This is a genomic window from Pseudomonas sp. TUM22785, from assembly GCF_028198105.1.
Taxonomy (GTDB): Bacteria; Pseudomonadota; Gammaproteobacteria; order Pseudomonadales; family Pseudomonadaceae; genus Metapseudomonas; species Metapseudomonas solani.
The window spans coordinates 6,543,218-6,556,931 of sequence record NZ_CP116239.1 but is presented as its reverse complement, the minus strand read 5'-3'; the positions used below and the strand labels follow the sequence as shown (position 1 = coordinate 6,556,931).

Genomic DNA, 13,714 nt, shown 5'->3' with positions numbered 1-13,714 from the left:
ATGCCCGAACGCACCCAGGAAATCGAGCTGCGCCTGCTGATCGAGGCGATCTACCTGAAGTACAGCTACGACTTCCGTGACTACTCGGGCTCCTCCCTCAAGCGCCGGGTGCTCTACGCCCTGAACCAGTTCGAGTGCGCCACCATCTCGGCCCTGCAGGAGCGCATCATCCACGACCCCCAGGCGTTCCACGAGCTGCTGCAGTACCTCACCATCCCGGTCAGCGAGATGTTCCGCGACCCCAGCTACTTCCTCGCCCTGCGCCAGGAAGTGGTGCCCATCCTGCGCACCTACCCCTCGATCAAGGTATGGATAGCCGGCTGCAGCACCGGTGAGGAAGTGCACTCGATGGCCATCCTCCTGCATGAGGAAGGGCTGCTGGAGCGCACGCTGATCTACGCCACCGACATCAACCCGCAGTCCCTGGAAAAGGCCCGGCGCGGCATCTACTCCCTCGACGACATGCGCCAGTACAGCGAGAACTATCGCAAGGCCGGGGGGCGGGGGTCGCTGTCGGACTACTACACTGCGGCGTACGACGGCGCGTTGTTCGACAAGGCCCTGCGGGAGAACGTCACCTTCGCCGACCACAGCCTGGCGACCGACGCGGTGTTCTCCGAGACCCAGCTGATCTCCTGTCGCAACGTCCTGATCTATTTCAACAAGCAGTTGCAGGACCGCGCCCTCGGGCTCTTCCACGAGTCCCTGTGCCACCGCGGCTTCCTCGGCCTGGGCAGCAAGGAGAGCCTGGACTTCTCCGCCTACGCCAACCGCTTCGAGGCGCTCAACCGCCAGGAAAGGGTGTTTCGCAAACTATGAGCACGCAGCAGTGGGACGCAGTGGTGGTCGGGGCATCCGCCGGTGGCGTGGAAGCGCTGCTGACGGTGTTCAACGGCCTGCCCGCTGACTACGCGCTGCCGCTGGTCTGCGTGCTGCACCTGCCGGAGTCTCGTGACAGCCTGCTGGCCGATCTTTTCTCCCGGCGCCTGGCGCTGCGGGTGAAGGAAGCCGAGGACAAGGAAAGCCTGCGCCCCGGCACCCTGTATTTCGCCGCGCCCGGCTACCACCTCTCCATCGAGCGCGACCGCAGCCTGTCCTTCAGCCGCGAAGAGCCGCTGCACTACTCGCGGCCGTCCATCGATGTGCTCTTCGAATCGGCGGCCGACTGCTTCCAGGAACGCCTGGTGGGCGTATTGCTCACCGGCGCCAACCAGGACGGCGCGGCGGGCCTGGCGGCGATCAAGCAGGGCGGTGGCCTGACCGTCGTCCAGGACCCGCTCGAAGCGCAAGTGCCGACCATGCCCGAGGCCGCCCTGGCGAGCCACGTGCCCGACCATATTCTTCCGTTGCGCGGCATTCGCGCACTCCTGGCCCAACTGGACCCCGCCCATGCCGACTAGCCAAACGAGCAAGCTGCTGATCGTCGACGACCTGCCGGAGAACCTCCTGGCGCTGGAGGCGTTGATCAAGGGCGAGGGACGCCAGGTGTACCAGGCCTGCTCGGCCGACGAGGCGCTGGCGCTGCTGCTGGAGCACGAGTTCGCCCTGGCCATTCTCGATGTGCAGATGCCCGGCATGAACGGTTTCGAGCTGGCCGAGCTGATGCGCGGCACGGAAAAGACCAAGCACATCCCCATCGTCTTCGTCAGTGCCGCCGGGCGCGAGCTCAACTACGCCTTCAAGGGCTATGAGAGCGGCGCGGTGGATTTCCTCTACAAGCCCCTGGACCACCACGCCGTGCGCAGCAAGGTGGCGGTGTTCGTCGAGCTGCACCGCCAGCGCAAGCTGATGGCCTGCCAGCTGGATGCCCTGGAGCAGGGCCGCCGCGAGCAGGACGCGCTGCTGGCCGAGCTGCGCGCCACCCAGGCCGAGCTGCAGCGCGCGGTGCAGATGCGTGACGACTTCATGTCCATCGTCTCCCACGAGCTGCGCACGCCGCTCAACGGACTGATCCTCGATACCCAGCTGCGCCAGATGTACATGGCCAAGGGCAATGCCGCGGTGTTCAGCGAGGACAAGCTCAAGGCCATGTTCGACCGCGACGAGCGGCAGATCAGAAGCCTCATCCGCCTGATCGAAGACATGCTCGATGTGTCCCGCATCCGCACCGGCAAGCTGTCGATCCGCCCCGAGCGCACCGAGCTCGGGCGCCTGGTGCGCAACGTCACCGAAAACTTCGAGCAGCAGATGCAGGGCGTTGGCTGCGAGCTGAGCCTGGAGATCGACGGCGAGCTGCACGGCGTGTGGGATGCCTTCCGCATCGAGCAGGTGGTCAGCAACCTGCTGAGCAATGCCTTGCGCTATGGGCCGGGCAAGCCGATACGGGTGCGTGTGCAGAGCGAGGGCAACGAGGCGCGGGTGGAGGTCAGCGACAATGGCGTCGGCATCTCGCCTGCCGATCAGCGGCGCATCTTCCAGCAGTTCGAGCGGGTCAGCGGCTCGGAGAAGATCGCCGGCCTCGGGCTCGGCCTGTACATCTCCGAACAGATCGTCACCGCCCACGGCGGGCGCATCGACGTCACCAGCGAGAAGGGCGAAGGCGCCACCTTCAGCCTGGTGCTGCCCCTGGGCTGACGCCTTTCACTCCACCTGCGACTCGTCCGGGTCGCGGGGCTGCTCACCGTCATCGCGATCCGGGTCCACGGGTTCGGGATCGCGGCCGGGGCGCTGCGGGTCGCTGTCCACCGGCAGGTCGTCTTTTCCAGTCATGTCGCACCTCCTCGGGTCATGCTGTTTCGAGCCTGACCGGCGTGAGGGCGTTCAATCAGAAACCCGGATTGGCGTCTATCGATGCTGAATCGCAGGCAACAAAAAACCCGCACTAGGCGGGTTTTCTGTTTGCTTCCAGCTGATGCCAGCACCACCTGAAAGCTTGAAGGTGGTGCCCAGGGACGGAATCGAACCGCCGACACGGGGATTTTCAATCCCCTGCTCTACCAACTGAGCTACCTGGGCAACGGGGCGCTATTAAACGGATTTCAGAGGGGGTCGTCAAGCGTGTTTCGAAAAAATTTTTCAGCCTTTACGGGTGCTTACGCGCTCGGGGGTACATAACCGTCCGCCTGGGCGTATTCCTCGCCGGAGAAGAACTTGTCCATCTCGGCCTGGAGGAACTTGCGGTCTTCGGCGTTCATCATGTTCAGGCGACGTTCGTTGATCAGCAGGGTCTGGTGCTTCTGCCATTCGTCCCAGGCTTTCTTCGAGACGTTGTTGAAGATGTCTTCGCCCTTGGCGCCGGGGTAGGGCGGGCGGTCGAGGCCGGGCAGTTCTTCGTTGTACTTGCGGCACTTGACGGTGCGGGTCATGGCTTTTCTCCTGCATTCAATACATCGGCCGCGCGCTTGAGCAGCTTCTTCACCGGGGCGGCGAGGCCCAGGCGCGGCGGGGTGGCGAGGTTATACCAGAGCCAGTCGGCATCGGCCACGACGCCTTGATCGCCTTCCACGTGCACCAGCCAGGGCTCGATGGCCAGCTGGAAGTGGCTGAAGGTGTGGGTCAGCTCCGGCAGCGCCTCGCGCTCGCCCAGGCGCAGGGCGTGCTGGCTGGCGATAGGGTCGAGGGCGGCCAGGTCGTCCAGCTCCGGCAGGCTCCAGAGCCCGCCCCAGAGCCCGGTGGAGGGGCGGCGGTAGAGGAGGATGGCGCCTTCGCGGTTGGCCAGGATGGGCATCAGGGTGCGCTTCTGCGGCAGCTCCTTGCGCGGCTTGGGGATCGGGTAGCGGATCTCCAGCCCCAGCAGGTGCGCCTGGCAGCCGCTCTGCAGCGGGCACAGCAGGCAGCTGGGCTTGCTGCGGGTACAGAGGGTGGCGCCCAGGTCCATCATCGCCTGGGTGTAGTTGTTCACCCGCTCCCGGGGCAGGAAGCGCTCGGCCACCGCCCACAGCTGCTTGGCCACCTTGGGCTCGCCCGGGTAGCCCTCCTGGGCGACGTAGCGGGCCAGCACGCGCTTGACGTTGCCGTCGAGGATAGGCGCGCGCAGGCCCATGGACAGGCTGGCGATGGCCCCGGCGGTGGAGCGGCCGATGCCGGGCAGCTCGGCGAGCTGTTCGACATCGCGGGGGAACTCGCCGCCGTGCTGCTCCATGACGATCTTCGCGGTCTTCTGCAGGTTGCGTGCGCGGGTGTAGTAGCCCAGGCCGGTCCACAGGTGCAGCACTTCGTCCTCGGGGGCTTCGGCCAGGTCGCGCACGGTGGGCAGGGCGGCCATGAAGCGGTCGAAGTAGCCGAGCACGGTGCTGACCTGGGTCTGCTGCAGCATGATTTCGGAGACCCAGACGCGGTAAGGGGTGATGCCCAGCTGCCAGGGCAGGTCGTGGCGGCCGTGGCGGTCGTACCAGTCGAGGACGGCGCTGGAAAATTGCTCGGGGCTCATCGCTTGAACAGCCCCTTGAGCGCGTCTTTGAGTTCCGGGCTGACCTTGTCGCCCAGCTTCTCCTCGAGCTTCTCGCTGATCTTGTCGCCGGCCAGCTTGGCGGCGATCTTGCCCATGCCGTCCTTGTCCAGGCGGCAGGCCTTGGCGCCGATCTCCAGCGGTCCACGGCAGTGCAGCGGCCATTCGATGCCGACGTAGCGCTTGTTCACCTGGCAGGCCGGGTCGGGCATTTCGCCCTTGTCGCCTTCGATGGTGATGCCGACGCGGTAGTCGAGGCCGAGCACGCGCAGGTCCACATCACCGTTGCCGTTCAGGCTGAGGCCGGGAATGCGTGCCTTGAGGTCGGGGTTGCTGGCGACGCCACGGTTGAACACCAGGCTGCCCTGCAGCTGCTCGAAGGGGGTTTCCTTGCCGCTGTAGGTGGTGGTGAGGGCCTTGCGGTTGAGGGTGGCGATGCCCTGGCACAGCTGCTGTTCGAGGTTGGCGTCGAGCAGCGCGCCGTCGTTGAGGACGAAGCTGGCGGTGCCGTTGAGGCCGTCGACCCAGGCTTTCTGGCTGTTGCCGCTGGTGGTGATGTCGGCGCTCAGGTCCAGGGCGCCTCGTACCGGTGGCTTCTGCTCCAGGGCGGTAAGGATCTTCTCCACCGGGATGTGGTTGATGCGCTTCTGCGCGGCCAGCAGCGGTACCGGGGGACGCACGTCGAGGCTGGCCTTGGCTTCGAAATCACCGCCGTAGAGGGCGCCGCGCATCTGCTCCAGCTCGATCAGGCCGCCTTTGCCGCGAGCTTTGAGGCGGGCATCGCCCAGGGGCAGCTTGTCGAAGGTCAGTTGGCCGAAGACGAGGTCGGCTTCCAGGTCGAGTTTGCGCAGGGGCTCCAGGGGCAGTACCGGCTCTTCGCTCCAGGCGTGCTGGCTGGGCTTGTCGGGCAGCGGCGTGGTGCCGGCCTGGCCGGCAGCGGCGACGGCACCTTGCACTTCGGCCTGGCGGGCACTGGTGTCCTTGTCCTTCTTCTTCGGCGGCAGGTAGCGGTCGAGGTCGAGCTTGTCGCCCTTGAGCTGCACGCGCAGGGCCTGCTTGTCGAGGTCGGCGATGGCCAGGCGACCGCTGAAGGTGCTGTCGTCCAGCTTCAGGTTGAGCTGCTCCAGGGCGAGGCTGGTGGGCGTGCCGGCCAGCTTGGCGGCCATTTCGAATTTCTTCAGGGTGCCGGCGTCCTGCATGGCAGGCAGTTCCACGCCGAGCCCGGTGAGAAACTCGCGCAGGTCGAGCTGGGCGATGGACAGGCCGCCTTCCAGGCGCGGGGTCTTGTCCAGGTCATGCACCTTGAGTTCACCCAGGGCGCGCAACTGGTTGGCGGAGAGCTTCAGGCCGTTCCACTCGGCGACGTTGGCGGCGAGGTCGGCCAGCAGCTGGCCCTGGGCGTTGAAGGTGAGGGTCTTGCCCTTGAGCGGCTCGCCCGAGGCTTCGCCGCTGAGCTTGGCGTCTTCGAGCTGGTAGCGCTTGAGGGCACGGTCGAAGCGCAGGCTGGCGGCCAGTTCGGTCTTGGCGCGCATCAGCGGCTGGTTGCTGCCGAAGAAGGCGGTGAGCTTGAAGGGGACGCTGGCGGCTTCACGGATGGCGCCGGTGGTCAGCTCGATGCTTTCGGCGCTGTATTGCTTGCCGGTCTTGGCGTCGGTGTAGTCGACGCGGGCGTTGTTCACCGTGAGGCTGTCGATATCCAGCTTGATCGGGCGCGCCGGGGCGTTGTCGGGCTGCTGCGCCGGGGTTTCTGCCGGTGCGCCGGGCTTGGCGGCGTCGGCAGGCGCGGCTTGGGCGGTCTGTGCCGGGCGGCCGATGTCTTCCCAGTTGCCGTGGCCCTTTTCGTCCCGTACCAGGGTGAGGTTGAGGCCTTCGACGCGGATGTCGCTCATCTGCACTTCCTTACGCAGCAGCGGCAGCACGCGCACGGAGAGGCCGAGCATCTGCAGGTCGGCGAAGGGTTTGTCGGGGGTGGCGGCGCTGGCCAGGGTGGTGTCGTGCAGCTCCAGGCCCAGCCAGGGGAACAGGCTCCAGCCGATGTCGCCTTTGAGGTCGAGTTCCAGGTTGGCCTTGTCGCGGGCGATCTGGCGGATCTCGTCCTTGTAGTCGTTAGGATCGAACAGGTGGGTCAGGGCGAAGCCCAGCGCCACGATGATCAGCAACAGTCCGAGGAGGAAGAGGCCCAGGATTTTGCCGATGGATTTCATGGACGAGTCCTTGTGGTGGGTGCATGTGGAGTGAGGGCGCCGAGTATAGCGCCAGCGAGGTCAGCTGTTTGGATGATGAAATCGCCCGGCGGTTCACCGCCTGCCCCAGCGAACCTGGCGCGCGCTGCACCGGCATTTGGCGCGAGCGGTCGGGAAGGGCGGTGGGGCGCTGATCTAGTCTGGCCGGCACAGGTACGACAATGACAATGACGAGGTGCCCATGAACGTGGCGGTGCTGGCCTTCCCGCTCTACATCCTGCTGATGCTGCTGGAGCTCGCCTACGAGCGGCATTCCGGCCGCTCCACCTATCGCCTGGCGGACGCCGCCACCAGCATCAACACCGCGGTATTGCGAGTGCTGCTGGAAGGGCCGCTGCGCCTGCTGCTGGTGCTGCCCTACGCCTGGCTCTACGAGCACGGGCGGCTGCTGGAGCTGGACGCGGCCTCGCCCTGGGTCTGGCTGGGCGGCTTCATCGCGGTGGATTTCTGCTTCTACTGGGCCCATCGCACCCTGCATCGCTACAACCTGCTGTGGGGGGCGCACCAGCCGCATCACTCCAGCGAGGACTTCAACCTGTCCACCGCGCTGCGCAAGGGCGCCTTCCAGACCGCCTTCGACTGGCCCTTCTACCTGCCCCTGGCGCTGCTCGGCTTGCCCCTGCCGCTGTTCCTGGTGCTGCTGGGCGTGCAACTGACCTACCAGTTCTGGATCCACAGCCAGCATGTGGGCCAGCTCGGCTGGCTGGAGAAGGTGTTGGTGACGCCTTCGCTGCACCGCGTGCATCACGGCCAGAACGATTGCTACATCGATCGCAACCACGGTGGCGTGTTCATCATCTGGGACAAGCTCTTCGGCACCTTCACCGAGGAGCGCGAGCCGGTGATCTATGGGGTGACCACGCCGGTGCGCACCTTCGACCCGATCCGCCTGCAGTTCAGCTGGTGGCGGCTGCTCTGGGACGACGCCCGGGCGACCCGTTCCTGGTGGGACAAGCTGCGCCTGTGGTGGATGCCCACCGGCTGGCGCCCGGCGGATGTGCGCGAGCGGCCCTGGCCGAAGATGACCGACGAGCGTTTCGAGAGCGCCTACCCCCGGCAACTGGTGGCCTATGCCTTCGTGCAGTTCCTGTTGATCAACCTGCTGGCGCTGGGGTTTCTCGCCTGCGTACGTCGCGCGGCGGTGTGGGAGCCGTGGCTGCTGGTGGTGGCGATCCTTTCCGGCTGCCTGAGCCTGGGGCTGCTGTTCGAGGGGCGCGGCAATCTCTGGCGGGTCGAGGCGCTGCGCCTGGTGGCCATGGCCGGCCTGGCGCTGGGCTGGGGCGCCTGGCTGGCGCCGGGGCTCTGGTGGCTGGGGCTGGTGCTAGCGGGATTGTGCCTGGGCAGCCTGGCCTGGCTGATGCTGCTGGGCCGCACGGCGCAGGGCGCCGCGACGGCCTGAGGCTCAGAAACTGACGAGCGGTAGGTGGGTGCGGGCGGCCAGGGCCTGGCTTTCCAGGTGCCCGGCGGGGGCGGCCAGGCGCAGTTCGCAGCCGGCTTCGCGGGCCATGCGCTGGGCTTCGTCGAGCAACCGGCGGGCCACGCCGCGTTGGCGGGTGATGGCGCGTACGCAAAGGTGGGACAGCTGCCAGTGGCCTTCGCCCCGCTGCAGCAGGGCTGCGCCCAGCAGGCGATCGTTGAAGCGGCCGGTCATCAGGCTGCCCTCGGCGAGCGCGGATGTGACCAGGTCCTCAGTCCCGGCAAAAGGTGCGAACAGCCAATCCGGGGCGTCGGCGTAGATGCGGGCGAGGTCATTCCTGTCCTGGTCGCTGATTCGGTCGGGTGTTTCGACGATGACGGGCATGCGTGTCCTTATTGAGGCGCGGGCGGTGACGGCGGGATAATACGCGACGCAATGCCGCAGTCTCGTGGGACTTGCGGTTTTGCGTGTGGCCCGTGCTTGGGGAGCAACCAGTTTTGTACGGGCCGCCCACCTGCGTGCACCTATAAAGGATAAATAATCAATGAGCAGTACCTTGAGTCTGGACGGCAAGGCCGCCCGGCCGGCGTTCCTGTCGAAGGAACGGACGGTGGCCCGACAGGGCTTCAACCGCTGGCTGGTTCCGCCGGCGGCCCTCGCCATCCACCTGTGCATCGGCATGGCCTACGGTTTCTCCGTGTTCTGGCTGCCCCTGTCCAAGGCCATCGGCGTCACCGCGCCGGTCGCCTGCGCCCCTGAGCTGGGCTTCTTCGCCCAGGTCTTCGCCAGCGATTGCGACTGGCAGATCTCGATGCTCGGCTGGATCTACACCCTGTTCTTCATCTTCCTCGGCTGCTCGGCCGCCATCTGGGGGGGCTGGCTGGAGCACGCGGGGCCGCGCAAGGCGGGCCTGGTTTCGGCCTTCTGCTGGTGCGGTGGCCTGCTGATTTCCGCCTTCGGCGTCTACATCCACCAGATCTGGCTGATGTGGGTGGGCCTGGGCGTGATTGGCGGTATCGGGCTCGGCCTCGGCTATATCTCGCCGGTCTCGACCCTGATCAAGTGGTTCCCGGACAAGCGCGGCATGGCTACCGGCATGGCGATCATGGGCTTCGGCGGTGGTGCCATGGTCGGTGCGCCCCTGGCTGCCGAACTGATGAGCCACTTCGCCTCCGCCGATAGCGTTGGCGTCTGGCAGAGCTTCGTGGTCATGGCGGCGATCTACTTCGTCTTCATGGTCGGTGGCGCCCTGGCCTACCGCGTGCCGCCGACCGGCTGGAAGCCCAAGGGCTGGACCGCGCCGGTGAAGAAAGCCAACAACGCGATGATCACCAAGGGCCACGTCCATGTGAACACCGCGTGGAAGACTCCGCAGTTCTGGCTGGTCTGGGCCGTGCTCTGCCTCAACGTGTCCGCCGGCATCGGCATCATCGGCATGGCGTCCCCGCTGCTGCAGGAAGTCTTCGCCGGCAAGCTGATCGGCAACCACCTGAGCTTCAACCAGCTGGATGCCGCCCAACTGGCGCAGATCGCCGCCATCGCGGCGGGCTTCACCGGCCTGCTGAGCCTGTTCAACATCGGTGGCCGCTTCTTCTGGGCGTCCTTCTCCGACCTGATCGGCCGCAAGGCGACCTACTTCGTGTTCTTCGCCCTCGGCTTCGTGCTCTACGCACTGGTGCCCTGGACCGGCCACCTGGGCAGCGTCGCGTTCTTCGTGTTCTGCTTCTGCCTGATCCTGTCCATGTACGGCGGCGGCTTCGCCACCGTGCCGGCCTACCTGGCGGACCTGTTCGGCACCCAGATGGTCGGTGCCATCCACGGTCGCCTGCTGACCGCCTGGGCTTTCGCCGGCATCCTCGGCCCGGTACTGGTGAACTACATCCGCGAGTACCAGCTGAGCATCGGCGTCGAACGCGCTGCGGCGTACGACATCACCCTGTACATCCTCGCCGGCCTGCTGGTGCTGGGCTTCATCTGCAACATGCTGGTGCGCCCGGTGGATCCGAAGTACTTCATGACCGACGCCGAACTGGCCGCCGAGCGTGCCATCGGCCATGACGCCGCCAAGGAAGCCGCGGACCTGGAATGGTCGGCCGACCCGTCCAGCAAGCCGCTGGTCATCGCGGCCTGGCTGGCCGTGGGCCTGCCGCTGGCCTGGGGCGTGTGGATCACCCTGCAGAAGACAGCCGCGCTGTTCAGCTGAGTGCCACACCTGTGAATCGCCGGGGCCGACTTCATGTCGGCCCCGTGCGTTTCGGTCCCCTGTAGTCCTCCCGCCGATCGGCTTCAAGCCCGTCGCATTCTCGGCCTATAATGTCGCCCCTTTTGCCCAATGATTTTGCGGAGCTGGTGATGGCCGAACGTAAGGCATCCGTCGAACGCAACACCCTGGAGACCCAGATCAAGGTCTCGATCAACCTGGATGGCACTGGCAAGGCGCGCTTCGATATCGGCGTGCCCTTCCTCGAGCACATGCTCGACCAGATCGCCCGCCATGGGCTGATCGACCTGGACATCGAGTGCAAGGGTGATCTGCATATCGACGACCACCACACCGTCGAAGACGTCGGTATCACCCTCGGCCAGGCCTTCACCCAGGCCATCGGCGACAAGAAAGGCATCGTCCGCTACGGCCACTCCTATGTGCCGCTGGACGAAGCGCTGTCGCGCGTGGTGATCGACTTCTCCGGCCGCCCCGGCCTGCAGATGCACGTGCCCTTCACCCGTGCCACGGTCGGTGGCTTCGATGTCGACCTGTTCCAGGAGTTCTTCCAGGGCTTCGTCAACCACGCTCTGGTGTCCATGCACATCGACAACCTGCGTGGCCACAACACCCACCACCAGATCGAGACCGTGTTCAAGGCCTTCGGCCGCGCGCTGCGCATGGCCGTGGAGCTCGACCCGCGCATGGCCGGCCAGATGCCCTCCACCAAGGGCGTGCTCTGATGCAGACCGTTGCTGTCATCGACTACGGCATGGGCAACCTGCACTCGGTCGCCAAGGCGCTGGAACACGTCGGCGCCGGCCGGGTAATGGTCACCAGCGACGCCGGCGTCATCCGTGAGGCCGACCGCGTGGTCTTCCCCGGTGTCGGCGCCATCCGTGACTGCATGGCCGAGATCCGCCGCCTGGGCTTCGACGAGCTGGTGCGCGAAGTGAGCAAGGACCGCCCGTTCCTCGGCATCTGCGTCGGCATGCAGGCGCTGCTGGAGCACAGCGAGGAGAACGGCGGTGTCGACTGCATCGGCCTGTTCCCCGGCAAGGTGCGTTTCTTCGGCAAGGGCATGGTGGAAGACGGCGAACTGCTGAAGGTGCCGCACATGGGCTGGAACGAGGTGGCTCGCACCCTGGACCACCCGCTCTGGCACAACATCCCCGACCAGGGCCGCTTCTACTTCGTGCACAGCTACTACATCGAGGCGGGCAACCCGCGCCAGGTCGCCGGTCACGGCCACTACGGCAAGGATTTCGCCGCCGCGCTGGCCGATGGCTCGCGCTTCGCCGTGCAGTTCCACCCGGAGAAGAGCCACACCAATGGCCTGCAGCTGCTGCAGAACTTCGCCGCCTGGGATGGGCGCTGGTAAGCCATGAGCCGCGCCAAGAAGGCCCCCGTGCTGCAACTCGATGCCGCCCAGACGCAGGACGCCGTGCTGGCGATCAAGCAGTTCATGGCGGAACGCTTCGAGCTGGAGCTGGGCTCCTTCGAGGCCGAGGAAGTGCTGGATTTCTTCGCCCGGGAATTCGCCCCGAGTTTCTACAACAAGGCGATCTTCGATGTGCAGGCGCACCTGAAAGACAGGTTCGAGAGCATCGAGAGCGATTTGTGGGCGCTCGAAAAAGGTAGCTGAAAGCGACAGGCAGCCAAGCTGCAAGAGACACGAATGCGCCTGCTTGCAGCTTGAGGCTCGCAACTTGTCGCACTTTTTGACGTTAGGAAAAAAGACATGTTGATTATCCCCGCTATCGATCTGAAGGACGGCGCCTGCGTGCGCCTGCGCCAGGGCCGCATGGAAGATTCCACGGTGTTCTCCGACGACCCGGTGAGCATGGCCGCCAAGTGGGTGGACGGCGGTTGCCGCCGCCTGCACCTGGTGGACCTCAACGGTGCCTTCGAGGGCCAGCCGGTGAACGGCGAGGTGGTCACCGCCATCGCCAAGCGCTACCCGGGCCTGCCGATCCAGATCGGTGGCGGCATCCGCTCCCTGGAAACCATCGAGCACTACGTCAAGGCCGGCGTCAGCTACGTGATCATCGGCACCAAGGCGGTGAAGCAGCCGGAGTTCGTTACCGAGGCGTGCAAGGCCTTCCCGGGCAAGGTCATCGTCGGCCTGGACGCCAAGGACGGTTTCGTCGCCACCGACGGCTGGGCTGAAGTCAGCACCGTGCAGGCCGTGGACCTGGCCCGTCGCTTCGAAGCCGACGGCGTCTCCGCCATCGTCTACACCGACATCGCCAAGGACGGGATGATGCAGGGCTGCAACGTCGAGGCCACCGCGGCCCTGGCCGCCGCCAGCCGCATTCCGGTGATCGCCTCCGGCGGCATCCACAACCTGGGTGACATCGAGAAGCTGCTGGCGGCCAAGGCCCCCGGCATCATCGGCGCCATCACCGGCCGTGCCATCTATGAAGGCACCCTGGACGTCGCCGAGGCCCAGGCCTTCTGCGATGCAGTGGCAAGCGGCAAGCCATAAGCGACACGTAACGGCGCTGCTGGTCCTGGCTCGCTCTTGAAGCTTGCCGCTTGCAGCCTGCAGCTGTTTTTCGGAGAAAAAGCATGGCCCTGGCTAAACGCATCATCCCCTGCCTCGACGTGGACAACGGCCGCGTGGTGAAGGGCGTGAAGTTCGAGAACATTCGCGACGCCGGTGACCCGGTGGAGATCGCCCGCCGCTACGACGAGCAGGGCGCGGACGAGATCACCTTCCTCGACATCACCGCCAGCGTCGATGGCCGTGACACCACCCTGCACACGGTGGAGCGCATGGCCAGCCAGGTGTTCATCCCCCTGACCGTGGGCGGTGGCGTGCGCACCGTGCAGGACATTCGCAACCTGCTCAATGCCGGTGCGGACAAGGTTTCGATCAACACCGCCGCGGTGTTCAATCCGGAGTTCGTCGGCGAAGCCGCCGCGCGTTTCGGCTCCCAGTGCATCGTGGTCGCCATCGACGCGAAGAAGGTTTCCGCGCCTGGGGAAACGCCGCGCTGGGAAATTTTCACCCACGGCGGGCGCAAGCCCACCGGCCTGGATGCCGTGGCCTGGTCGAAGAAAATGGAAGACCTGGGCGCTGGCGAGATTCTGCTCACCAGCATGGACCAGGACGGCGTGAAGAGCGGCTATGACCTCGGCGTCACCCGCGCCATCAGCGAAACCGTGGGCATTCCGGTGATCGCCTCCGGTGGCGTGGGCAATCTGGAGCACCTGGCGGCCGGCATCCTCGAAGGCAAGGCCGACGCGGTGCTGGCGGCGAGCATCTTCCATTTCGGCGAGTTCACCGTCCCGGAAGCCAAGGCCTATCTCGCTAGTCGCGGCATTGTCGTGCGCTGAGCACGATTCTTGCCTTTAATTGAGCTTCGGCTGCAACCGTGATCCGGTTCGCAGCCTGGGCGGCTGACGTCGTTACCCTGTACCCACGGGGACCGACTCAGCGGTTTTTCCCATCCCTCCTT

The 13,714-nt window shown here is 66.0% G+C and carries 15 protein-coding genes and 1 tRNA gene; 10 read left to right on the top strand and 6 right to left on the bottom strand.

The genetic code is table 11. The annotated features are described in order from the left end of the window. Genes PI990_RS29725 through PI990_RS29715 form a run of 3 tightly spaced genes read left to right on the top strand, consistent with a single transcriptional unit; the run spans position 1 to position 2,574 of the window. Positions 1-819, top strand: a complete 819-nt coding sequence (locus PI990_RS29725) for a CheR family methyltransferase (protein ID WP_021218653.1) — start codon at positions 1-3, stop codon at positions 817-819. Beyond that, complete coding sequence (locus PI990_RS29720) at positions 816-1,400, top strand: chemotaxis protein CheB (protein WP_271659308.1); 585 nt, start codon at positions 816-818, stop codon at positions 1,398-1,400. The genes PI990_RS29725 and PI990_RS29720 overlap by 4 nt, the downstream gene beginning before the upstream one ends. Further along, positions 1,390-2,574 carry a hybrid sensor histidine kinase/response regulator gene (locus PI990_RS29715; RefSeq protein ID WP_271659307.1) on the top strand — a complete coding sequence of 395 codons (1,185 nt, stop codon included), beginning with the start codon at positions 1,390-1,392 and terminating at the stop codon, positions 2,572-2,574. Before PI990_RS29720 ends, PI990_RS29715 begins: the two co-directional genes overlap by 11 nt. 6 nt (positions 2,575-2,580) lie before the next feature. Here the strand turns inward: PI990_RS29715 and PI990_RS29710 are convergent, their stop codons facing one another. From PI990_RS29710 to PI990_RS29690, 5 genes are all read right to left on the bottom strand, one after another. Further along, positions 2,581-2,709: a hypothetical protein gene (locus tag PI990_RS29710; protein WP_271659306.1), complete on the bottom strand. Its 129-nt coding sequence runs from the start codon at positions 2,707-2,709 to the stop codon at positions 2,581-2,583. Between the two features lie 170 nt (positions 2,710-2,879). After that, positions 2,880-2,955, bottom strand: a tRNA-Phe gene (locus tag PI990_RS29705). A 77-nt stretch (positions 2,956-3,032) separates the two neighbouring features. Next, on the bottom strand, positions 3,033-3,305 hold the full coding sequence (locus tag PI990_RS29700) for an oxidative damage protection protein (RefSeq protein WP_021218657.1): 273 nt from the start codon (positions 3,303-3,305) through the stop codon (positions 3,033-3,035). Continuing rightward, complete coding sequence (mutY, locus tag PI990_RS29695; RefSeq protein WP_043240526.1) at positions 3,302-4,369, bottom strand: A/G-specific adenine glycosylase; 1,068 nt, start codon at positions 4,367-4,369, stop codon at positions 3,302-3,304. The genes PI990_RS29700 and mutY overlap by 4 nt, the downstream gene beginning before the upstream one ends. Beyond that, entirely contained in the window at positions 4,366-6,591 is a 2,226-nt protein-coding gene (locus tag PI990_RS29690; RefSeq protein ID WP_271659305.1) for an AsmA family protein, read from the bottom strand. The genes mutY and PI990_RS29690 overlap by 4 nt, the downstream gene beginning before the upstream one ends. Positions 6,592-6,811: 220 nt before the next feature. Here PI990_RS29690 and PI990_RS29685 point away from each other — a divergent pair, with 220 nt between their 5' ends. After that, positions 6,812-8,029 carry a sterol desaturase family protein gene (locus PI990_RS29685; protein WP_271659304.1) on the top strand — a complete coding sequence of 406 codons (1,218 nt, stop codon included), beginning with the start codon at positions 6,812-6,814 and terminating at the stop codon, positions 8,027-8,029. 3 nt (positions 8,030-8,032) lie between these two features. Here PI990_RS29685 and PI990_RS29680 read toward each other — a convergent pair whose 3' ends face one another. Beyond that, positions 8,033-8,431, bottom strand: a complete 399-nt coding sequence (locus tag PI990_RS29680; RefSeq protein ID WP_271659303.1) for an acetyl-CoA sensor PanZ family protein — start codon at positions 8,429-8,431, stop codon at positions 8,033-8,035. Positions 8,432-8,591: 160 nt separating this feature from the next. On the opposite strand from PI990_RS29680, the gene PI990_RS29675 reads away from it, so the two are divergent. The 6 genes from PI990_RS29675 to hisF all read left to right on the top strand — a co-directional run bounded on the left by PI990_RS29675 (position 8,592) and on the right by hisF (position 13,592). Continuing rightward, the gene (locus tag PI990_RS29675; protein ID WP_021218662.1) at positions 8,592-10,250 is read left to right on the top strand and encodes an OFA family MFS transporter; all 1,659 of its coding nucleotides are present in this window, start codon (positions 8,592-8,594) and stop codon (positions 10,248-10,250) included. Positions 10,251-10,399: 149 nt separating this feature from the next. Beyond that, positions 10,400-10,993 carry an imidazoleglycerol-phosphate dehydratase HisB gene (gene hisB / locus PI990_RS29670; protein WP_021218663.1) on the top strand — a complete coding sequence of 198 codons (594 nt, stop codon included), beginning with the start codon at positions 10,400-10,402 and terminating at the stop codon, positions 10,991-10,993. Further along, the gene (hisH, locus tag PI990_RS29665; RefSeq protein ID WP_271659302.1) at positions 10,993-11,631 is read left to right on the top strand and encodes an imidazole glycerol phosphate synthase subunit HisH; all 639 of its coding nucleotides are present in this window, start codon (positions 10,993-10,995) and stop codon (positions 11,629-11,631) included. Before hisB ends, hisH begins: the two co-directional genes overlap by 1 nt. 3 nt (positions 11,632-11,634) lie before the next feature. Further along, on the top strand, positions 11,635-11,895 hold the full coding sequence (locus tag PI990_RS29660) for a DUF2164 domain-containing protein (RefSeq protein WP_043240538.1): 261 nt from the start codon (positions 11,635-11,637) through the stop codon (positions 11,893-11,895). 96 nt (positions 11,896-11,991) lie between these two features. Then, on the top strand, positions 11,992-12,738 hold the full coding sequence (hisA, locus tag PI990_RS29655; RefSeq protein WP_021218666.1) for a 1-(5-phosphoribosyl)-5-[(5-phosphoribosylamino)methylideneamino]imidazole-4-carboxamide isomerase: 747 nt from the start codon (positions 11,992-11,994) through the stop codon (positions 12,736-12,738). Between the two features lie 83 nt (positions 12,739-12,821). Continuing rightward, a complete protein-coding gene (hisF, locus tag PI990_RS29650) occupies positions 12,822-13,592 on the top strand; it encodes an imidazole glycerol phosphate synthase subunit HisF (protein WP_021218667.1) in 771 nt (256 codons plus the stop codon). Positions 13,593-13,714: the final 122 nt, after the last annotated feature.